The 20,611-nt window shown below is 72.5% G+C and carries 15 protein-coding genes; 5 read left to right on the top strand and 10 right to left on the bottom strand.

All coding sequences use genetic code 11. The features are described 5' to 3' along the window. Positions 1-224: 224 nt before the first annotated feature. The 6 genes from ACFV9M_RS18020 to ACFV9M_RS17995 all read right to left on the bottom strand — a co-directional run bounded on the left by ACFV9M_RS18020 (position 225) and on the right by ACFV9M_RS17995 (position 8,220). Positions 225-1,289 (bottom strand): BMP family protein, encoded by a 1,065-nt coding sequence (locus tag ACFV9M_RS18020; protein WP_385064173.1) that lies wholly within the window; start codon positions 1,287-1,289, stop codon positions 225-227. A gap of 300 nt (positions 1,290-1,589) precedes the next feature. After that, positions 1,590-2,819 (bottom strand): amidohydrolase, encoded by a 1,230-nt coding sequence (locus ACFV9M_RS18015; protein WP_385064053.1) that lies wholly within the window; start codon positions 2,817-2,819, stop codon positions 1,590-1,592. 556 nt (positions 2,820-3,375) lie between these two features. Continuing rightward, entirely contained in the window at positions 3,376-4,464 is a 1,089-nt protein-coding gene (locus ACFV9M_RS18010) for a hypothetical protein (RefSeq protein WP_385064051.1), read from the bottom strand. 67 nt (positions 4,465-4,531) lie between these two features. Then, a complete protein-coding gene (locus ACFV9M_RS18005) occupies positions 4,532-5,470 on the bottom strand; it encodes an N-acetylneuraminate synthase family protein (protein ID WP_385064049.1) in 939 nt (312 codons plus the stop codon). A gap of 13 nt (positions 5,471-5,483) precedes the next feature. Beyond that, the gene (locus tag ACFV9M_RS18000; protein ID WP_385064047.1) at positions 5,484-6,743 is read right to left on the bottom strand and encodes a cytidylyltransferase domain-containing protein; all 1,260 of its coding nucleotides are present in this window, start codon (positions 6,741-6,743) and stop codon (positions 5,484-5,486) included. 127 nt (positions 6,744-6,870) lie between these two features. Continuing rightward, positions 6,871-8,220: a DUF6716 putative glycosyltransferase gene (locus ACFV9M_RS17995; RefSeq protein WP_385064045.1), complete on the bottom strand. Its 1,350-nt coding sequence runs from the start codon at positions 8,218-8,220 to the stop codon at positions 6,871-6,873. 198 nt (positions 8,221-8,418) lie between these two features. On the opposite strand from ACFV9M_RS17995, the gene ACFV9M_RS17990 reads away from it, so the two are divergent. From ACFV9M_RS17990 to ACFV9M_RS17975, 4 genes are all read left to right on the top strand, one after another. Then, the gene (locus ACFV9M_RS17990) at positions 8,419-9,420 is read left to right on the top strand and encodes a glycosyltransferase family 2 protein (protein WP_385064043.1); all 1,002 of its coding nucleotides are present in this window, start codon (positions 8,419-8,421) and stop codon (positions 9,418-9,420) included. Continuing rightward, positions 9,420-10,760, top strand: a complete 1,341-nt coding sequence (locus tag ACFV9M_RS17985; protein WP_385064041.1) for an alpha-2,8-polysialyltransferase family protein — start codon at positions 9,420-9,422, stop codon at positions 10,758-10,760. Before ACFV9M_RS17990 ends, ACFV9M_RS17985 begins: the two co-directional genes overlap by 1 nt. Before the next feature lie 439 nt (positions 10,761-11,199). Then, positions 11,200-14,004: a glycosyltransferase gene (locus tag ACFV9M_RS17980; RefSeq protein ID WP_385064039.1), complete on the top strand. Its 2,805-nt coding sequence runs from the start codon at positions 11,200-11,202 to the stop codon at positions 14,002-14,004. A gap of 121 nt (positions 14,005-14,125) precedes the next feature. After that, positions 14,126-15,268: an acyltransferase family protein gene (locus tag ACFV9M_RS17975; protein WP_385064037.1), complete on the top strand. Its 1,143-nt coding sequence runs from the start codon at positions 14,126-14,128 to the stop codon at positions 15,266-15,268. A 28-nt stretch (positions 15,269-15,296) separates the two neighbouring features. Here ACFV9M_RS17975 and ACFV9M_RS17970 read toward each other — a convergent pair whose 3' ends face one another. Then, positions 15,297-15,947, bottom strand: a complete 651-nt coding sequence (locus ACFV9M_RS17970; protein ID WP_385064035.1) for a TetR/AcrR family transcriptional regulator — start codon at positions 15,945-15,947, stop codon at positions 15,297-15,299. A gap of 73 nt (positions 15,948-16,020) precedes the next feature. Here ACFV9M_RS17970 and ACFV9M_RS17965 point away from each other — a divergent pair, with 73 nt between their 5' ends. Next, a complete protein-coding gene (locus tag ACFV9M_RS17965) occupies positions 16,021-17,532 on the top strand; it encodes an FAD-dependent oxidoreductase (RefSeq protein ID WP_385064034.1) in 1,512 nt (503 codons plus the stop codon). Positions 17,533-17,543: 11 nt separating this feature from the next. Here ACFV9M_RS17965 and leuE read toward each other — a convergent pair whose 3' ends face one another. From leuE to ACFV9M_RS17950, 3 genes are all read right to left on the bottom strand, one after another. Further along, positions 17,544-18,191 (bottom strand): leucine efflux protein LeuE, encoded by a 648-nt coding sequence (leuE, locus tag ACFV9M_RS17960; RefSeq protein ID WP_385064033.1) that lies wholly within the window; start codon positions 18,189-18,191, stop codon positions 17,544-17,546. A gap of 30 nt (positions 18,192-18,221) precedes the next feature. Further along, entirely contained in the window at positions 18,222-18,794 is a 573-nt protein-coding gene (locus tag ACFV9M_RS17955) for a Uma2 family endonuclease (RefSeq protein ID WP_385064171.1), read from the bottom strand. Positions 18,795-18,893: 99 nt separating this feature from the next. Then, the gene (locus ACFV9M_RS17950) at positions 18,894-20,474 is read right to left on the bottom strand and encodes a methylmalonyl-CoA mutase (protein ID WP_385064031.1); all 1,581 of its coding nucleotides are present in this window, start codon (positions 20,472-20,474) and stop codon (positions 18,894-18,896) included. Positions 20,475-20,611 lie beyond the last annotated feature (137 nt).

Below are 20,611 nucleotides of genomic sequence, written 5' to 3'. Positions count from 1 at the left end.
AAACCAGGCGCTGGTTCCGCCGCAGCGTAACGCGCGTAGACCAGACGGAAAAACCCATCTGTCCGGTCCGTTACCGAGCTGTGGCCACAGGTACTGTCCAGATTACGGACAGCTGAGCGCCCCTTGCGGAAGGTGGGGCCGACCGCAGGGGCGCTCAGCTGCGAGGACGCCGGTGAGGGCGTATCAGGGGCCGGACGGGGTCCGGCGGCGGTCCGGGAGGAGCGCTACTTGGTGTCGACGGTGACCTTGCCGTCGACGATGTCCTGCTTGGCCGCGTTCACGGCGGCGACGACCTCGGTCATGGCCTGGTACTTGGGGTTGGAGTCGGCGAAGCCGACGCCGTCGTTGGAGAGGCTGCCGCGGACCACGCCGGACAGGGGCTTGCCCTCGTGGACGGACTTGGCGAGGTCGTAGACCGCGCCGCCGACGTTCTTCAGGGCGGAGCCGAGGATGTAGTCCTTGTAGGCGGCGAGCGAGCTCTGGTCGTACTGGTCGGAGTCGACGCCGATGGCCCACACCTTCTTGGCGGCGGCCTCGGAGATCACGCCCTGGCCGGAGAGGCCGGCCGCGTGGTAGATGACGTCGGCGCCGGCGTCGATCTGGCCGCTCGCGCCCGCCTTGCCCTTGTCGGGGCTGGAGAAGCCGCCCTCCTGGGCGGTCTCGGTCAGGTACTGCGACTCGATCTTGATGGCCGGGTCGACGGACTTGGCGCCCTGGACGTAGCCGGCCTCGAACTTGTGGATCAGCGGGATGTCCACACCGCCGATGAAACCGATGTGGCCCGTCTTGGAGGCCTTGGCGGCGGCGACGCCGGCCAGGTAGGAGGCCTGCTCCTCGTGGAAGACCATGTCGGCGACGTTCTTCGCCTGGACGGTCTCGTCGTCGATGATCCCGAACGTGGTGTCGGGGTACTTGGCGGCGACCTCCTTGACGGCCGGCGCGTAGATGTAGCCGACGCCGATCACCGGGTTGTAGCCGGCCTGGGCGAGCTGGGTGAGGCGCTGCACCTTGTCCGCGTCCGACTCGCCGTCCTGCGGCTCGACGTCACGGCCGCCCATCTTGAATTCCTTGTCGGCCTTCTGGAAGCCGGCGTAGGCGGCGTCGTTGAACGACTGGTCGCCCTTGCCGCCGATGTCGTACGCGAGGCCGATGCCCTTGCCGGAGTAGGTGCCGGACTCCTTGTCGTCGGCGGCCTTGGAGCCGGTGCTGGACTCGCCGCAGCCGGCAGCCGCGAGCGCGACGACCGCGACGGTCACCGCGGCCCGGGAGAACCCGGTCCTCCGAGATATGAGACGCACAGCAGCCACCCCTTCATCCCCACGGCGCCGTCACCGGCCCGCTCGTCCCCAATGTGACGCCTCCCGCGCGGCTCCCCGACAGGCCGTTCCGAGTGGCGATTCCGGCGCACAGTAACGCGCGTAGAAGGGGAGGGGAACGGGGTTCCTCGCGGCCGTTATCGATTCGTGCCGACCGTGCGTTACGGGCGGGCTCCGCCGGTTACGGCCGGGTGACACAAGCGGACGAAGGGGCGCCTTTCCGGCGCCCCTTCGGTCGGTTCGGCGGCCGGCGTTCAGTTCACGGGCCGGCGTTCAGTTCACGCGGGTCGCCGCGTCGAGCAGCGCGGCGGCGGTGAACAGCTCCACGCCGACCTTGATCGACAGCTCGTCGGCGTCGAAGTCGCCCTGGTGCAGGTCGCGGACGGTGCGCTCGCCGGGGGTGCGGACGCCGAGGCGGGCCATGGCGCCGGGCACGCGCTCCAGGTACCAGGAGAAGTCCTCGCCGCCGAGGCTCTGCTGGGTGCTCTCGACGGACTCCTCGCCGTGCCGGGCGACCATGGCGTCCCGCAGGAGGGCGGTGACGCCTGCCTCGTTGACGACCGGGGGGACCCCGCGGACGTAGTTGATCTCGGACTTGGCGCGGTGCAGGTTGGCGACCTCGTCGATCGCGGCGACCACGAGGTCGGGGGCCTGGCGCCAGGCCTCGATGTCCAGGCAGCGCACGGTGCCGGACAGTTCGGCGTGCTGCGGGATGACGTTCGGGGCGTGGCCGCAGTCGATCCGGCCCCAGGTCACCGCGAGGCCGGCGCGGGTGTCGACGCGGCGGCCGACGAGCGCGGGGACGTCGGTGACGACCCGGGCGGCGGCGGTGACGAGGTCGGTGGTCAGGTGGGGGCGGGCGGTGTGGCCGCCGGGCCCGTCGAGGGCGATCTCCAGCCGGTCGCAGGCGGAGGTGATGGCCCCTTCCCGCAGTCCGATCAGACCGGCGTCGACGCGCGGGTCGCAGTGCACGGCGATGATCCGGCCGACGCCGTCCAGCGCGCCGTCCTCGATGGCGTCGGCGGCGCCGCCCGGCAGCACCTCCTCGGCGGGCTGGAAGATCAGCCGGACCGGGCGCGGGAGCAGGCCCCGGCGGTGCAGGTCCGCGAGGACCAGGCCGGCGCCGAGGACGACGGTGGTGTGCACGTCGTGGCCGCAGGCGTGCGCGCGGTCGGGCACGGTGGAGCGGTAGGCGCACTCCGTCTTGGTGTCCGGGATGGGCAGCGCGTCGATGTCGGCGCGCATCGCCAGGACGGAGACGCCGTCCGCCCAGTCGCCGATGTCACAGATGAGCCCGGTTCCGCTGGACAGGACGCGCGGCTTCAGGCCCGCCTTCTCCAGGCGCTCCTTGATCGCTGCGGTCGTGCGGAACTCCTGGTTGCCGAGTTCCGGGTGCATGTGCATGTCGCGGCGGAAGGCGACGAGCTCGGCGCGCAGGGATTCCGGAAGGGTGCCGGGGAGCGCGTCTCCCCCGGCGGAATCGGCCTCGGACTCTCGGGACATCAGTTGCTTCACCCTCTGAAGGGTAGGACGCCGAGGCGGTCAACTGACCCGATCAACAAAACTTCAACCCATTCGGTGAAGAAAAGTTGGCCGCGCGGCGCATGGCTGTCGTTCGGAATGGGTAAACTCGGCCGGCTTCGCCCGAGTGATCATGACATGGCTACCCATCTCACTCTTTCCTCCCTCCACGGATACCACGGCCCACGGAAACCACGCCGTGCCTGTCCATCCACCGGAACCCGCGTCGCGGTCCGTGTACCGGTCCCGGTACGCGGAGATACCGGGACCCGGTGTCTCCGTGGCCTCGGGCGGCGGTTCCCTGGGGGCGTTCGGCCGTCGGGGGGAGGGCCGACCCGCGCCCGGCGGTCGTCCACGTGCCGGACGGGTCGGAGGCGTGACCCGGCGGGAACCTCCGGGTTCGGCCGGGGGGCGTGACCCGGCGGGGGCGGCGGGACCGCCGTGCGCCGTTCGTCCCGCGCGCCGTGCGCCGTTCGTCACGGACGCCGTGCGCCGTTCGTCCCGCGCGCCGTGTGCCGTTCGTCACGGACGCCGTGTGCTACGCCACGCTCACCATCGCCAGCCGGTCCACCCCCCGGGCCGTTCCCGTCACGCCGGAGAGGAAGCCGTGGGCGCGGGGGGAGGCGTGGGCGGTGAGCCAGGTGGGGTCGATGTCGCAGACGGCGACGCGGACGCCGGTGCCGGCCAGGGCGAGGGGGAGGGTGTGGACGACGGTGGAGGGGAAGCTGAGGACGGTGCTGCCGATGGGGCCCCGTCGGGCGATCACTTCGAGGGGGAGGTCGGGGCGGACGATCTCCAGGCCTGTCTCCCCGGCCAGACGGTGGAGCTTGTCGGCGCTCTCACGGCGGTGGGCGAAGTAGCGGGCGGCGCCGTGGGTCCGGGCGAGGGCGCCGACGGCGTGCAGGTAGCGGTCGCCGTCCACGACGCCCGTCTCGACGAGGGACGTGCCGACCAGGTCCGCGCCCTTCGTGACGCGGGGCGGGCCGAAGCGGGCGCGGGTCCAGGCGAAGGTGTGGGGCGTGACCGTGACGTCGGCGGGGGCCTCGGTCACCGGCATGGAGGAGAAGACCTCCACCCGCCGGTCCGCGCCGGGGGTCAGACGGCGGCGGGCGGAGGCCGACACCGGGGCGAAGAGCAGATCGCGGGGCCCGGGGCTGCCGCCCTTGCGGTGCCAGCGCACCAGGCGCTCGCCGCGGGCCAGCTGTCCGACGAACTCCATGGTGGCCGTGCCGTCGTCGACGACGACCAGGTCGGCGGCCCGGGTGATGGTCAGCAGGAGCTGGACGTAGCGGGAGAAGGGGTCTCCCATGACGACCCGGTGCGCCCTGCGCAGCAGGGGGGCGAGGCCGCCGATGGTGCGGAAGGGGGCCGTGGTGCCGCCGCGGGCCTCCTCCCAGCGGACCTCGTGGCCCTCCTCGCGGGCCAGCTCGGCCATGCGGCGCAACTGTCCGCGGGTCATCGGGTCGGTCGGGGACAGGACGACGAGGGTGAGCCCCGCGCCGGGTTCCTCCTGGGGGTGGAGTTCCTGGGCGTGCGCCCACTCCAGGACGTTCAGGAGCTGCACCGGGCTCTCGACGAACGCGAGGGTGTGGGCAGTGGTGCCGGTGGACCCGGCGCGAGGGCTCATCGTCGTACGACCGTCCCGTAGGGCACTGGTGGCGGTGGTCGGAGGGGGTCCGGGGTCGGGGTCCGGGTCAGACCGAGACGGGCTCGCCGGCCGCCGCGGCGATCTCCGCCTCGGCGACGACGCCGGTGACGCGGCGCAGCTTCTTCATCGGGCCGAGCTCGGAGTCGTAGACCTTCTTGACGCCGTCGCCGAGGGAGGCCTCGATGGTGCGGATGTCGCGGACGAGGCGGGTGAGGCCCTGCGGTTCGACGGAGGCGGCCTGGTCGGAGCCCCACATGGCGCGGTCGAGGGTGATGTGGCGCTCGACGAAGGTGGCGCCGAGGGCGACGGCGGCCAGGGTGGTCTGCAGGCCGGTCTCGTGGCCGGAGTAGCCGATCGGGACGTTCGGGTACTCGGCCTGGAGGGTGTTGATGACGCGGAGGTTGAGCTCCTCGGCCTTCGCCGGGTAGGTCGAGGTGGCGTGGCAGAGCAGGATGTTGTCGCTGCCGAGGACCTCGACGGCGTGGCGGATCTGCTTCGGGGTGGACATGCCGGTGGAGAGGATGACCGTGCGGCCGGTGGCGCGCAGGGCGCGCAGCAGCTCGTCGTCGGTGAGGGAGGCGGAGGCCACCTTGTGGGCGGGGACGTCGAACTTCTCCAGGAAGGCGACGGCCTCGGTGTCCCACGGGGAGGCGAACCAGTCGATCCCCTTCTCCTTGCAGTACTCGTCGATCCGGCGGTACTCGTCCTCGCCGAACTCCACGCGGTGGCGGTAGTCGATGTACGTCATCCGGCCCCAGGGGGTGTCGCGCTCGATGTCCCACTGGTCGCGCGGGGTGCAGATCTCGGGGGTGCGCTTCTGGAACTTGACGGCGTCGCAGCCGGCCTCGGCGGCCACGTCGATGAGCTTGAGGGCGTTGTCCAGCTCGCCGTTGTGGTTGATGCCGATCTCGCCGCAGACGTACACGGGCTGCCCCGGGCCGGCGGTGCGCGAACCGAACTGGCGGAGGCGGGTGTTGGTGCTCATGTCAGGGGGTTCCTTACTGGGTGAGGGTGTCGCGAGAGTCGAGAGAGGGTCCGAGGATCCAGCCGGCGATCTCCCGGATCGCGCCGTCGCCGCCGGGGAGGGTGGTGACCGCGCGTGCGGCGCCGCGTACGACGTCGTGGGCGCTGGCGACCGCCACGGGCCAGCCCACGAGGGCGAAGCACGGGAGGTCGTTGACGTCGTTGCCGACGTAGAGCACGCGCTCCGGCGCGATGCCCTGCTCCTCGCACCACTGCTTGAGGGCGAGGTCCTTGCGGTCGATGCCGTGCAGCACCGGCAGCTTCAGCTTCCGGGCGCGGGCGGCGACGACCGGGTTCTGTTCCGTGGACAGGATGAGCAGCTTCAGGCCGCTGCGGCGCAGGGCCGCGATGCCGAGGCCGTCCCCGCGGTGCACGGAGACGAACTCCCGTCCGTCGGAGTCGATCAGCACCCGGTCGTCGGTCTGGGTGCCGTCGAAGTCGAGGACGACGGCGTCGATGTCGTCGGCGGTCGGAAGGGCGCCGGGCAGGTCCGCGTCGAAGAGGGGGGCGAGGGCGCGGGCCCGGGCCAGGTCGTGCGGGTCGTCGATCTCCAGCACGCGGGCGGGGTCGGTGCGGACGAGGTCGGTGCGGCCGAAGAAGCGGTGGCCGTGCTCGCGGAAGCCGGCCGCGTCCATCGCGTAGGCGGCGCCGGTCTCCAGGAAGTCCTGGGGACGGTCCTGGCGGCGGGGGCGGTAGGACTTGTCGTGGTTGACGCCGTGGCCGCCGGTGCCGTTCCGCGCGGCCTGCGCGGCCTCCGCGTCGGTTGCGTCCTCCGCGTCCCGCCAGACGAACCCGTGGAAGGGGGCGACGGTCACCGCCGTGTCCGCTCCGTTCTCGACGACGGCCGCGGCGACCCCGTCGATGTCCTCGCGGACCAGGAACGGGCTGGTGCACTGCACGAGCAGCACCACGTCGACGGCCGCGCCGTGCAGGGCCTCGTGGGCGTCCAGGGCGTGCCGGACTGCGGCCTCGGAGGTGGCGGTGTCGCCGGCGATGGCGGCCGGCCGCAGCACGACCTCGGCGCCGGCCTCGCGCGCCGCCGCCGCGATGGCCCGGTCGTCCGTGGAGACCACGACGTCCGTGACCAGGCGGGCGGCCCGGCACTCGCGCACGGCCCGCACCACCAGCGGCACACCGCCGACGGCGGCGAGGTTCTTCGCGGGGACGCCCTTGGAGCCGCCGCGCGCCGGGATCACGGCGAGCACCCGGCGTACCCCGGCCTGGGAGTGGGACATGGGCTGGACTCCTTGACGTGGAAGCGGGACTCCCCGGCGGGAGAGGCGGTGGTTCACGACGCCGCCCGCGCTCCCCGCCCGACGGCCCGGCGGTGCGGCGGTACGGCGGCCTCCGGGCGGCGGGTGCTCACAGCTCCCCCATGCGCCGGATGACGGGTGCCACGCGCTGGACGCCGTGCCGGTAGGCGCCGCGGGCCGCGCGGCGGACGATCTGGCGGACCGGGCCGGGGGCCCGGTCGGTGGCCGGGGCGTTGGGCAGGGGGCTGCCGTCGGTGGCGAGGTGGTGGCGGGCGAGGATGCCGGGGAGGTAGCCGGGGGCGGTGGCGGGGGTGTAGTAGGGGGTGAGCGGCGGGAGGCCGCCGGGCCGGGCGAGGAGCTCGGTGATGCGGGCGCGGGCCGTGTCGTAGGCCCGGTCGTACGAGCCGTCGGCAGCGACGCCCTGCCGGGCCACCCACTCCTCGTCGGGGGTGGGGCGGTGGCCGGCGTCGAGCTGGTCCCAGGAGGCGAGGCAGCCGGAGCCGACGAAGTGGTGGTTGCCGAGCGCCTCGCGGATCCCGAGGTCGGTGAGGATCGCGGTGGGGACGCGGCGGTGGAGGGATTCGAGGGCGGCGGTGGAACTGACCGTCACCAGCAGGTCGGTGCGGTCGAGGACCTCGCCCATGTTGCCGTACACGAGGCGGAAGTTGGACGGCGCGTCGAGCTTCTGCGCCAGCTTCTGGTAGGGCAGTTCCTCGATGTGGGTGGTGTGTTCGCCCGGGCGGGAGCGCAGCTTGAGCAGCACCTCGCGGTCGGGGTGGAGCCGGGCGTGCCGGACGAGCCGCTCCAGCAGGTAGGTGCGGTCCCTGCGGTTCTCCGGTACGGAGGGCTGGGCGGCGAAGACCACCGTGCGGATGTCGGGTCCGCCCGGGTGGGCGGCGCCCCCGAGGAACGGCAGGGCCACCTCGGTCACGGAGGAGGCGTCGGCGCCCACGCCCTCGTACACCGCGCGGAAACGTTCCGCGTCCTGGCGGGAGTTGGCGAGGACGAGGTCGGCGCCGTGCCGCAGCAGCAGACCGTCGGCGAGCTTCTCGTAGACGACACCCACGTAGCCGGTGACGACGACGGGCCGCTCGCTCGTGCCCTCAGTGATCCGCTTCAGCCCGTGCAGGACCGCCTGGACGCCGCCGCCGACGAGGGCGAGGACGAGGACGTCGTACCGCTCCCGCGCCATGGCGCGCAGGAACTCGACGGCGGTGACCTCCCGCAGGGAGTCGGCGCGCACGCCCACCTCGGCCAGCTGCCGGGGGGTGGGGGTGGCGCGGCCGCGCAGGAGGAACCCGTCCAGAATGGGGGCGGCTTGCCCCGCGTCCCGGGATCCGGCTTCGAGGGCCGGGCCGCCGGGCGCGATCCGGGCCGCGGTCGCCGCACCCCACTTCCAGCGGGTGTCGGAGTCCGCGAGCACGGCGATCCGCAGGGGGTTCGAAGTACGTGGTGGCACGTCGAAGACGCTAGGAAGCGAAATCCAGGTCCGGCCCAACCTCGACTCAACAGGAGGTTAACAACGCCCCACCGGTCACCGAACTGGCCCGCCGATTCAAGGGAAATACACGGGGTGCACCGTTCCGTCACGCCGATTTCATCGCCCGTCTCCGTGCCGGAAATTTTCGCTGTCCGGCGCGCTCCTAGGCTTTCGCGGGTGCCAAAGCTCTCCGTGATCGTGCCGTTCTACAACGTGCAGCAATACGCCCCGGACACCCTCAGAAGCCTTCGGGCGAACGCCCGCCCGGACTTCGAGTTCGTGCTGGTGGACGACCATTCGAAGGACGAGACCCCGGCCATTCTCGAACGGGCGGCCGAGGAGTTGTCGGCGGTCGCCCGGGTGCGCCTGATCCGCCACGAGGAGAACGGGGGACTCGCCACCGCCCGCAACACCGGCCTGGACGCCGCGCAGGGCGAGTACGTGACGTTCCTGGACGGCGACGACTGGCTCGCGCGTGGCTATCTGGTCGAGCTGGTCACCGCGATCGAGGAACTGGGCTGCGACTTCGTGCGCGTCGACCACGTGCAGGCCACCGGGCGCGCCCGCACGCTCGTCCGGCATCCGCTCGGGCGGCGCGGGGAGGTGCTCCGCCCGCGCGAGGCGATCCTGCCCGCCGACCGCACCACGTCCGTGGACTACGCCTACGCCTGGGCCGGCGCCTACCACCGCCGGCTGCTCGACAAGGGCCTGCTGCACTTCACCGACGGGCTGCGCACCGCCGAGGACCGGCCGTGGATCTGGAAGCTGCACCGGGAGGCGGAGTCGTTCGCGGTGCTGAACCTGCACGGCGTCTTCTACCGCCGCGGGGTCGCCTCCTCCCTCACCCAGATCGGTGACGTCCGGCAGCTCGACTTCATCCGCGCCTTCGACCAGGTCGTCGACGAGACCGCGCGGGACCCCGAGGCGGACCGGCTGCTGCCCAAGGCGGTGCGCACCTACTGCGCGATCATCGCCCACCACCTCGCTGAGATCGAGAAGTTCGAGCCGGCCGTGGCCCGGCAGCTGCGCACGATGAGCGCGGCGGCCATAAAGCGCATGCCGCAGGAGCTGCTCACCGACGTCCTGGACCGCATGGACCTGCGCCGCTCCGCGAAGCTGCGCCGTCTGCGCCGCAAGATCACCTCCCCGAAGACCGGCACATCCGAGGCGGCCGCCTGATGACCCGTACGACCCAGATCCTGTGCGCCTCCACCCTCTACGGCGCCGCCACCCTGGCCGCCGCCCTGGACTCCGGGAGCCTGCCGCCCGCGGACCGGCGGCTGCTGCTGGTGTGCAACAACGCGACGAACCCGGAGACCACCCCGGCCGTCGACGAGATGCCCGGCTTTGATCCGCTGCGGGACCGCTTCGACGCGGTGCTGTCCTGGAACGCGGCGATCAGCCCCTTCCACCCCGGCGCCTGGTCGCCCCGCCCCGACGACGTCCCCCTCTTCGAGCGGTACCTGCGCCTGCTGTGGGGGCTGGGCGAGGACCGGGTGGAGATCGTCCTGGAGTCGATCCAGGTCGACCCGGCGCAGGCCATCGCCCAGGTCTTCACGGGCGCGCCCGTCGACGTCTACGCCGACGGGCTGATGAGCTACGGCCCCACCCGCAACAAGATCGACCCGCTGATCGGCACCCGTGTGCGGCGGCTGCTCCACCTGGACCTGGTGCCGGGTCTGACGCCGCTGCTGCTCACCGAGTTCGCGGTGCCGGCGCGGACCGTGCCGGTGAGCGCGTTCCTGAAGGTGCTCGGCCAGGTCGGCGAGGCGGTGCCCGCGCTGCCGGCGCTGCCCGCCGGCAGCGCGCTGCTGCTGGGCCAGTACCTGTCCGCGCTGGGCATCCTCTCCCCGGACGAGGAGGAGGACCTGCACGTGCGGATGATGCGCGGGGCAGTCGCACGCGGCCACCGCGCGATCGTGTTCAAGCCGCACCCCACCGCGCCGGCCCGCTACAGCCGCGTCCTGGAGGCGGAGGCCGCCACGCTGGGCGTGGAGCTGACCGTGCTGGAGACGCCGGTCCTCGCCGAGGTGCTGTTCGAGCGGGCGCGGCCCGCGCTCGTCGTGGGCTGCTTCTCCACGGCCCTGTTCACCGCGCGGGCGTTCTACGGGCTGCCGGTCGCCCGGATCGGCACCGGGCCGCTGCTGGAGCGTCTGTCGCCGTACCAGAACAGCAACCGGATCCCGGCCGTGCTGGCGGACGCCCTGCTGCCGGACCTGGAGGACCGGGAGGCCGAGAAGCCGCTCGACGCGGACTCGGTGGGCGAACTGGTCGCCGCGGTCGGCTTCGTGATGCAGTCGAAGATGCACCCCGGCCTGCGCCCGGCCGCCGAGGAGTACCTGCGCACCCGGCTCGGCCCGCGCACCCAGCGGTACTTCCGCCGCAAGCGGCTCACCTCGCTGGGGCTGCCGGGCGGCATTCCGGAGCGGCTGTCGTTCCTGCCGCGCAACTCCACCGCCCGCCGGGTGGTGCGCCGGGCGCGGGCCCTGCGCAAGGCGGTGCGGCGGACACAGGCGTAGGCGGGTGCCGGACACAGGCGTAGGCGGGTGCCGGACACAGGCGTGGGCGGGGCGGCGGGTCCTCCGTAGCCGGGGCGGCGGGTCCTCCGTAGCCGGAGCGGCGGGTCCTCCGTAGCCGGAGCCGGACACAGGCGTGGGCGGTGCGGCGGACACAGGCGTGGGCGGGTGCCGGACACAGGCGTGGGCGGGTGCCGGACACAGGCGTGGGCGGGGCGGCGCTCAGGGATCACCCCGGAGCGGCCGGGCGTGGACGTCCAGCGCTCGCGGAATGTTCACCGGCCGTTCCCCCTGGATTCCCCGTTCCGGGAAACACGGTCGTATTTCATGCATGAAAGAAGGTATGCCTGGTCCTCCGTCACCGAGGCCGGTACTCAAGGTGGCTACCGCGTTCTGAGCGCCTTCCCCGCCGCCCAAGATTTCGGAGTGGACTGGTACATCGATGCGCATCGCTGTGTTTGTCGAGAACCGCAACGGCGTCAACCTCGCGTCTGAGATCATGCGCGCCGAGGGCGCCGACGCCCATTCGTTCCACCTGGTCACCGCGGACCGGGACGGGAACATCGCCGGCTGGATCGCGGAGGAGGCGGCGGCCCGGTTCGACGGCCTCACGGCACGCAACCTCTTCACCGTCGACGAGGCGCTGAGCGACGCCGAGTTCCTGGAGGAACTGGGCCACCGCATACGCGCCTTCGCCGACGAGGAGGACATCGACCGGCTGGTGTTCTTCAACGACCAGTCGCAACGCGGACGCCGGGTGGCCGGGACGCTGGGCCGTTCCCTCCCGCTGGTCCTCGTCCAGGACGGCCATCTGGACTTCCACTTCAAGAGGACCGACGCCGGACTGCACGACCAGAACTGGTACTACGGCTCCTCCGGCCCGGCCGCCGTCTGCGTCTGGGGCCCGGCCACCGCCCACCACCTGCTGTTCCGCTCCGCGGACGCCGACGCGCCGGTCCACATCACCGGCGCCCTCGGGCACAGCGACGACCCCGCCCTGCTGCGGGCGGCCCGCTCCACCACCCACCGGCACGCCAAGGACCCCGGTGAGCCGCTGCGCATCGTGGTCCTCGACCAGCCGCTGGGCGACCAGCGCAAGCTCTCCCGGGGCCAGCACCGCGAGCAGCTCACCGAACTGTGCGCGGCGCTCGCCGAGTTCGGCCAGGTGGAGATCAAGCCGCATCCGTCCACGCTCGACGGCCACCTCACCTGGCTGCGCGCCCTGCCCGACGTGACGGTCCTGGACGAGAAGGCGCTGCTGGACGCCGAGGCCCTCGACGGGTACGACCTCGCGGTCACCTTCTTCTCGACGACGTATCTGCAGACGCTGCGGGCGGGCACCCCGCTGATCCTGTTCAGCCCGCCCCCGCTCAACATCGTCTTCCCCACGGTCAACCACCCCCTGCTGCGCAACGTGGGCACCGTCGGAGAGCTCGTCGACGTGGTCGCCGACCTCCAGCGCTCGGGCAAGTTCGCGGCCAACGTGCACGGCGAGCCCGTCGAGCACTTCATCGCCTTCCAGGACGACGTGGCCCAACGCGTGCTGCGCCTGGTCGAGCGGGCCACCGTGCCCGCCGAGCCGCCCGCCCCGCGCTGGACGGCGGGCGAGGACGACGGGCACGCCGGCCTGTCGCGGGCCGAACGGGCGCTGCGCGCCGTCCAGGGGCGCATGGACCGGCCGCGCTCGCTGGCGGTGCTGGGCCTCGGCTTCTCGTACGTCACGGGCGTGGCGATCCCCGTCCTCACCTACACCCAGGCGCTGCTCGCGCAGAGCCCGGTGGACGTCCGCTACTTCGACCTCGGCGCCTACAGCCGCGCCGAGGACGTCATGGCGGACCTGGAGGGCGCCGAGGTGGTCCTGGTCAACAGCCTGGCCCCGTTCTGGCGTTCGCCGCTGGCCAACGAGCTGGTCCAGGCGCTGCGGGACGCCGGGAAGTCCGTGGTGCTGTACGCCCACGAGACCGAGTACGTCATGAACTTCGAGGGCGGGCAGCACACCCTGCGGCACCAGGAGATGCTGACCCTGCTGCCGAAGCTGAAGGTGCTGTGCGTCTCCACCGCGCAGGCCGACATGTTCCGCCAGCTGGGCGTGAGCGACCCGGTCGTGGTCTACAACACGGTCCCCCGCGACACCCACCGCGCCCGCGCGCGGCGCACGCCCGGGGAGCGGCCGCGGATCGTGATGGTCGGTTCCATGCAGGACCGCAAGGGCCTCGACCTGTTCTCGCGGGTCGCCGAACTGGCCTACGCGCAGGGCCTGCCGTGGCGCTTCGCGTGGATCGGGCACAAGACGTGGCGGATCAACGCCTCCACGCTGCTGTCGGACCGCGTCGAGTGGATGGGAGCGCTCTCCCGGGACCGGGTGCGGGAGGAACTCGCCGCCTCGGACGTCTTCTTCCTGTCCAGCGTCGACGACCCCATGCCGCTGTCGGTGGTGGAGGCGGTGCAGCAGCGGCTGCGGACCGTCACCTACCACCGGGTGGGCTCCCGGGAGGTCCTGGAGGGCGTCCCCGGCTACCGCTCCTTCGCCGAGTACACGCCCGAGGCGGCGCTCGACGCGCTGCGCCGGGTGCTGGACGAGGAGGTGTCGGAGACGGAGTACCGGGACGTCGAGGAGCTGTTCGACATCCCCGCGTTCACCGCCCGGATGACGACGGCGCTGGGGCTGCCCGGGCCGGGCGAGTCCCGGCGGCGCCCCGTCGCGGACGGCGGGTCGCGGGACGTGCCCGGGACCGGCGCCGGGACCACGGCGGACGGCGTGTCGGACGGCACGGGCGCCACGGACGGCACGGCCGGGACGGGCGGGACGGCCTTCGGCGTGTCGGAGGGCGGCGACGGGACCGGTGACGGCGTGCCGGACGGCGCGCAGTCGCCGAACGCGCGGTTCGCCGCGGTGCTCGCCCGGCACGGCAAGTACCTCACCGAGGACTTCACCCGCCACTTCGAGGCGGGCAAGCACGACGACGCCCTGCGGGTGGGCACCGAGATCCTGCGCCGCCGGCAGCCGGTGGACGTCCTGATCGGCATGGCCGAGATCCGGGCCCGGCGCGGCGAGGTCAAGGAGGCCTGCCGGCTGCTCTCCGCGGCCGCGATCGCGGGCGGCGAGCGGGCCCGGGTGTGGACGGAGGTCGCGCGGGTCGCGAACCTGCTCGGCACGCGGGGCCGGTCCATCCGGCAGCTCGCGCGCCGGGAGGCGGTGCGCGTGCAGCTCGGCAACCGCTCGGCCCGGCTGCTGAAATCGGACTGAGGCGCGCGCACGGCCCGGCTGCCGAAGCCGGACTGAGGCACGGCCCCGGCCCCGGACGTCCGGGGCCGGGGGAGACGAACCAACGGCGCACTGCGAGGGACACAGCGTGACGGAAACGGTCGTGAGCACATCCGCGTCACGGTCCGGCGCCGCGTCGGCGGCCCGGCAGCCGGACGTTCCGGTCCCGTCCGCGCCGGCTCCCGGGCGGCGGGAGGGCAGGCTCCGGGCCCTGGACGGACTACGGCTGGTCGCCGCGCTGATGGTGGCGGTGTACCACTACGCCGGGCGCGGCGGTGACGTCACCCTGGCCTGGGGCACCTCGCCGAAGCTCCAGTTCCCGACGCTGAGCGCGTTCGCCGCCTACGGCTGCCTCGGCGTCCAGATCTTCTTCGTGATCAGCGGGTTCGTCATCTGCATGAGCGGCTGGGGCCGCTCGCCGCGGTCGTTCTTCGCCTCCCGCGCGTCGCGGCTGCTGCCGGCGTACTGGGTGGCCGTCGTCCTGGTGACGGCGGTGTTCGCGCTGCCGGCGGTCGTCTACGAGGCCGTGTCGCCGAGCGACGCGCTGGTGAACCTGACCCTGCTCCAGCAGCCGCTGGGCGCGGACCGGGTGCTGGGCGTGTGCTGGACGCTGTGGGTGGAGGTCCGCTTCTACGCGCTGTTCGCGCTGTGCGTCGTGCTGCCGGGCGCGAACCGGCGGCGGGTCGTGCTGTTCTGCGCGGTGTGGACCCTGGCGGCGGTCATCGCGGAGGCGGCGCACGAGCCGCTGCTCGACCTGGTGCTGATGCCGGAGTACGCGCCGTACTTCATCGGCGGCATCGGCCTCTACCTGGTCCACCGCGACCGGCGGGACGCCCTCGCCTGGGGCATCGTCGCGGTCGGCTTCCTGATCGGGCAGCACTACGCGGTGGACTCGCTGTGGAACGCCTCCGACCCGAACGCCTTCGCCCACCGCACCACGTTCGGCATCGTCCTCGTGGTCGCCCTCGGCTTCGTGGCCGTCGCGGCGATCGCGCTCGGCCTGCTGAACCGGGTCAACTGGCGCTGGCTGACGGTGGCCGGGGCGCTGACGTACCCGTTCTACCTGGTCCACGAGCACCTGGGGTGGGTGGTGATCCGCGTGCTGCACCGCGGCCTGCACCTGCCGTCGGCGGCGACCTTCGCCCTGACCCTCGCCTCGATGCTGCTGCTGGCCTGGCTGCTGAACCGGTTCGTGGAGAAGCCGCTGACGCCTCGGCTGCGGGCGGCGCTGTCGCGGGTGCGGTGAAGGAGACAGACCTCCTACGGCATGCCTCCTACGGCATCCCGTAACGCGCCGCGATGCCGTCGAGGACGAGCGCCAGCCCTTCCTCGAAGTGCCGGTCGTAATCGGTGAACATCTCCGCGCCCGCCCGGGCCGACAAGGGGAACGCGGCCATCATCCGGGCGCGCTCCTCGAGGTCGAAGCCCTCGCGCCGTTCGCCGGGCAGGGGCAGGACGCCCTGTTCCTCGGTGACGAAACCGAGGGTGTACAGGTAGGTCGTACTGGTCGCGCGGACGGCCCGGTCGAAGGGGAAGCCGGCGGCGGTGAGGAGGCTCAGGACGCCCTCCATCTGCTCGGCGTGCTCGACGCCGGTGAAGCGTGTGCCGCTGAAGACCTTCGCGCCGTCGCGGTAGCCGAGCAGCGCCGTCCGCAGTCCGCGGTTGGCCTTCAGCAGCCGCTCCCGCCAGGTGTCGCCCGGATCCAGGGGCATCGCGGCGGCCATCCGGCGGTACATCTCGGTCGCCATCTCGTCGAGCAGCGCCTGCTTGTCCTTGAAGTGCCAGTACAGGGCGGGCGCCTTGACGTCCAGCTCCCGGGCGATGGCCCGCAGGGTGAGTCCCTCCAGACCGACCTCGTCGAGCAGTCGCAGCGCGGTGTCGGCCACCTGCTTCCGGTCCAGGGGAGCGCGTCGTTCGGGGGTCACGCTTGACAGTTTAACGCTGTTAAGGCCACCCTTGCGACCAGCGGCACTTAACAACGTTAAGGAGAGTGGTCGTATGGTGGCGTACGCGTACGAGACGGACGTGCTCGTCGTGGGCGCGGGCCCGAGCGGGCTGGCCCTGGGCATCGAGCTGGCCCGGCGCGGGGTGGACGCGGTCCTCGTCGAACGGGCCGACGGGCTGTTCCCCGGCTCGCGGGGCAAGGGGATCCAGCCGCGCACGATGGAGGTCTTCGACGACCTCGGCGTCCTCGACGCGATCCGCGCGGCCGGCGGCGGCTATCCGGTCGGGATGATCTGGCAGGACGGGCGGCGGGCGGGCGAGCACCATATGTTCGAGCCGGTGGAGCCGACCGAGGACTCCCCCTACGACGAGTCGTGGATGGTGCCGCAGTGGCGCACGCAGGAGATCCTGCGGGCACGCCTGGAGGAACTCGGCGGCAAGGTCGCCTTCGGCCGGGAGGTGACGGGGGTCACGCAGGACGCGGCGGGGGTGACGGCGCACTGCGCCTCCGGCGGGGACGTCCGCGCCCGGTACGTGGTCGCCGCCGACGGGGGCCGTTCGGCCGTGCGCCGGGCGCTCGGCATCGGCATGACCGGCGAGACGGTCGACCCGAGCCCGACGCTGGTGGCGGACGTGCGGGTGGCCGGGCTGGACCGCGACAACTGGCACATCTTCCCGCCGGCCGGGGAGGACGGCGGCTTCCTCGCCCTCTGCCCGCTGGCGGGCACGGACGACTTCCAGCTGACGGCCCGGTTCCCGGAGGGGACGTCGGTGGACCTCTCCGCCGACGGCATCCGCGCGGTCGTCGCCGCCCGCACGCACCTCGCCGCGCGGGATGTGACCGAGGTCCGCTGGGCGTCGGACTTCCGTCCCCGGGCGGCGCTGGCGGACCGTTTCCGCGACGGGCGGGTCTTCCTCGTGGGGGACGCCGCGCACGTCCACTCCCCCGCCGGCGGGCAGGGACTCAACACCAGCGTTCAGGACGCGTACAACCTGGGCTGGAAGCTGGCGGCGGTCCTGCGGGGGCAGGCCCCGGCCGCCCTGCTGGACACCTACGAGGAGGAGCGCCGCCCGATCGCCGCCGGTGTGCTCGGACTGTCGACGAGCGTGCACCGGGGGGAGACCCGGCGCGGGGAGGCGACGCGTCAGCTCGGCCTCGGCTACCGGGAGTCGTCGCTGTCGCGGGAGACCCGCGCGACCCCGGGCCCGGTGCGGGCCGGTGACCGCGCACCCGACGGGAGGGTGGGCGGCGTACGGCTCTTCGACGCGTTCCGCGGGCCGCACTGGACGCTCCTCGCGCTGGACACCGTGGACACCGTGGACACCGGCGAGGCCCCGGACGCCGGGGAGGCCCTCGGTGACGTCCTCGGGGATCTCCCCGGAAATCTCCTCAGGGATCTCCCCGGGAATCTCCCCGGGGACGAGGTGCGCGTCGTCCGTGGTGCCGCCCCGGAGTGGTACGGGACCGGGCTGTTCCTCGTCCGGCCCGACGGGTACGTCGGCTGGGCCGGTGACGCGCCGTCGGACCTCGCGGCGTACCTCACGGAGCTGGCCCCGCGCCGGTAGCCGGCCCGGGGTCAGGAGCTCGCGAGGGACAGCTTCGCGGCGAACCCGAGGAACAGGGCTCCCGCCGCCGAGGTGGCCCCGGCGGCGGCCTTCCTGCGCCGCCGGAAGGCGTCCGCCAGCCTGGTCCCGCTGAAGATCAGCGCGCTGAGGTACAGGAAGCTGGCGAGCTGGGCGAACGCCCCGAGGACGACGAACGACAGGGCCGGGTAGGCGTATCCGGGGTCGACGAACTGCACGAAGAAGGCGACGAAGAACAGGATCGCCTTGGGGTTGAAGAGGCTGACGACGAGGGCCCGCCGGAAGGGCCGCTCGTCGGGGGCGGCGGCCTCGGACCGCTCGGCGGTCGGCTCCCGCCGGTCCCGCCACATCCCCCACGCGGCCCGCAGCATGCCGACCGCCAGCCAGGTCAGGTACCCGGCGCCCGCGTACTTCACGATCCCGAACAGCACGGCGTTGGCCTGGAGGAGGGAGGCGACGCCTGCGGCGGACAGCGTCATCAGCACGGTGTCGCCGCACCACACCCCGGCCGCGGCGGTGTACCCGGCCCGCACTCCGCGCCGGGCGGCGACGGAGAGCACGTACAGGGAGTTGGGCCCGGGAAGGAGGACGATCAGGACGAGGCCTGCCAGGTAGGTGGGGAGATCGATGACGCCGAACATGAGGACGAGTCTCGCACGGGCGTACGACCGTCAGTCCTCGCCGTCCAGGAGGAGGTCGACGGAGGGCTCCAGGGTGACCCCTACGGACTCGGGGAGGGGGATCGACTGGCCTCGCTCGTAGCGGAGGGGAGCGGGGTACTTGCCGTCGGCGGGGTCGGCGTAGAGGAGGACCTCGTCGTGTTTGCGGTCGGCGATGAGGTGAAGAGGGATGCCCGCCCTGGCGTAGATGTCGACCTTCGTGGCCGTGTCATTGGTCCAGTTCGAGGAGGTCACCTCCAGGACCAAGCGGAAGACATGAGGCGCGTAGCAGTTCTTCTCGACGAGCGCGTCTTTGTAATCGGCATCGACGACCGAGAAGTCCGGCACCGCGTAATCGTCCGGCCCTGTCGGCAGCCACAAGCCGACTCCTTGCAGGTATCTGAGCCCCGCCTGCCTGGCTCGAACCTTCGAGAACTCCTCGATGAGCCAGGTCAGCGTCTCCTGATGCGGCCCGTCCGGCGGCGGTGTCACGACGATGCTCCCGTTGAGGATCTCCACCCGGTGCCCGGGCAGCTCCTCCCAGAGCCGGTCGGCAGCATCGGAAAGCGACGACTCGTGCAGCATCACAGCCACGGCACCCTCCCTTCGGAGACACTCTCCATGAGCGTAACCGGGCGCGGGCGAGTTCCGCCTCCGATCACCCATTCGGGAGAATTGCGCAGCTCAGAACGCATCCGCCGGTACATGCGTCCCCCACACCCCCCGCAACGCGTCGCACACCTCCCCCACCGTCGCCCGGGCCCGCAGCGCCTCCTTCATCGGGTACAGGACGTTGTCGTCGCCCTCCGCCGCCTTCCGCAGGGCGTCCAGGGCGGAGCCGACCGCCGCCCGGTCGCGTTCCGCCCGCAGCCTGGCCAGCCGCTCCGTCTGCCGGGCCTCGATCGCGGGGTCGACGCGGAGGGGCTCGTAGGGCTCCTCCGCGTCGAGCCGGAAGCGGTTGACGCCGACCACGGTCCGTTCGCCGCTGTCGGTCTCCTGGGCGATGCGGTAGGCGGAGCGCTCGATCTCGGACTTCTGGAAGCCGCGCTCGATCGCCGCGACCGCCCCGCCGAGGTCCTCGATCTTCCGCATCAGCTCCAGCGCGGCCGCCTCGACGTCGTCGGTCATGCTCTCGACGACGTACGACCCGGCGAAGGGGTCGACCGTCGCGGTCACGTCCGTCTCGTACGCCAGCACCTGCTGCGTCCGCAGCGCCAGCCGCGCGCTCCTGTCGGTCGGCAGCGCGATCGCCTCGTCGAAGGAGTTGGTGTGCAGGGACTGCGTGCCGCCGAGGACGGCCGCCAGGCCCTGCACCGCGACGCGCACCAGGTTCACCTCCGGCTGCTGCGCCGTCAGCTGGACGCCCGCCGTCTGCGTGTGGAAGCGCAGCATCATCGACTTCGGGTTCTCCGCCCCGAACTCCTCCTTCATCACCCGCGCCCAGATCCGGCGCGCGGCACGGAACTTGGCGACCTCCTCCAGGAGGGTGGTGCGTGCCACGAAGAAGAAGGACAGCCGGGGGGCGAAGTCGTCGACGTCCATGCCGGCCGCGACCGCCGTACGGACGTACTCGATGCCGTCGGCGAGGGTGAACGCGATCTCCTGCACGGGGGAGGCGCCCGCCTCGGCCATGTGGTAGCCGGAGATGGAGATCGTGTTCCACCTCGGCGTCTCGGCCCGGCAGTAGCGGAAGATGTCCGCGGTCAGGCGCAGGGAGGGCTGGGGCGGGAAGATGTACGTGCCGCGCGCGATGTACTCCTTCAGCACGTCGTTCTGGACGGTGCCGGTCAGCCGGTCGGCGGCGACGCCCTGTTCCTCGGCGACCAGTTGGTACAGGAGCAGCAGCAGGGCCGCGGGGGCGTTGATCGTCATCGACGTGGACACCTGGTCCAGCGGGATGCCGTCGAACAGCACCCGCATGTCGTCGACCGAGTCGATCGCCACGCCGACCTTGCCGACCTCGCCGTGCGCGATCGGCGCGTCGGAGTCGTAACCCATCTGGGTGGGCAGGTCGAAGGCGACCGACAGGCCGGTGGTGCCGTGGGCGATGAGCTGCCGGTAGCGGGCGTTGGACTCCGTCGCCGTGCCGAATCCCGCGTACTGGCGCATCGTCCAGGGGCGGCCCGTGTACATCGACGGGTAGACGCCCCGGGTGAAGGGGTACCCGCCCGGCTCCCCCAGTTTCCGCTCCGGGTCCCAGCCGTCCAGGGCGGCCGGCCCGTAGACCGGCTCGATCGGCAGTCCGGACTCCGACTCGCGCGCCATGGTGTGATGCCTCCCGCTGAGCGATCGTGCGGACCGGTCAGTCACCACCATGCCCGGCGGGGCGCGCGCCGTCATCCCGGCGCGCGTCGCGGGCCGTCGTCCGGGGAGGGGTCGGGGAGGAATTCGGGGCGCGGGCG

Source organism: Streptomyces sp. NPDC059895 (genome assembly GCF_042731035.1).
GTDB lineage: Bacteria > Actinomycetota > Actinomycetes > Streptomycetales > Streptomycetaceae > Streptomyces.
This window is presented reverse-complemented; position numbering and strand designations above follow the sequence as displayed.

Coding starts and splice junctions, on each gene's coding strand:
- ACFV9M_RS18015 (WP_385064053.1), bottom strand. CDS start 2,819: ATGTCCCGAGAGTCCGAGGCCGATTCCGCCGGGGGAGACGCGCTCCCC.
- ACFV9M_RS18010 (WP_385064051.1), bottom strand. CDS start 4,464: ATGAGCCCTCGCGCCGGGTCCACCGGCACCACTGCCCACACCCTCGCG.
- ACFV9M_RS18005 (WP_385064049.1), bottom strand. CDS start 5,470: ATGAGCACCAACACCCGCCTCCGCCAGTTCGGTTCGCGCACCGCCGGC.
- ACFV9M_RS18000 (WP_385064047.1), bottom strand. CDS start 6,743: ATGTCCCACTCCCAGGCCGGGGTACGCCGGGTGCTCGCCGTGATCCCG.
- ACFV9M_RS17985 (WP_385064041.1), top strand. CDS start 9,420: ATGACCCGTACGACCCAGATCCTGTGCGCCTCCACCCTCTACGGCGCC.
- ACFV9M_RS17980 (WP_385064039.1), top strand. CDS start 11,200: ATGCGCATCGCTGTGTTTGTCGAGAACCGCAACGGCGTCAACCTCGCG.
- ACFV9M_RS17965 (WP_385064034.1), top strand. CDS start 16,021: ATGGTGGCGTACGCGTACGAGACGGACGTGCTCGTCGTGGGCGCGGGC.
- leuE (WP_385064033.1), bottom strand. CDS start 18,191: ATGTTCGGCGTCATCGATCTCCCCACCTACCTGGCAGGCCTCGTCCTG.
- ACFV9M_RS17955 (WP_385064171.1), bottom strand. CDS start 18,794: ATGCTGCACGAGTCGTCGCTTTCCGATGCTGCCGACCGGCTCTGGGAG.
- ACFV9M_RS17950 (WP_385064031.1), bottom strand. CDS start 20,474: ATGGCGCGCGAGTCGGAGTCCGGACTGCCGATCGAGCCGGTCTACGGG.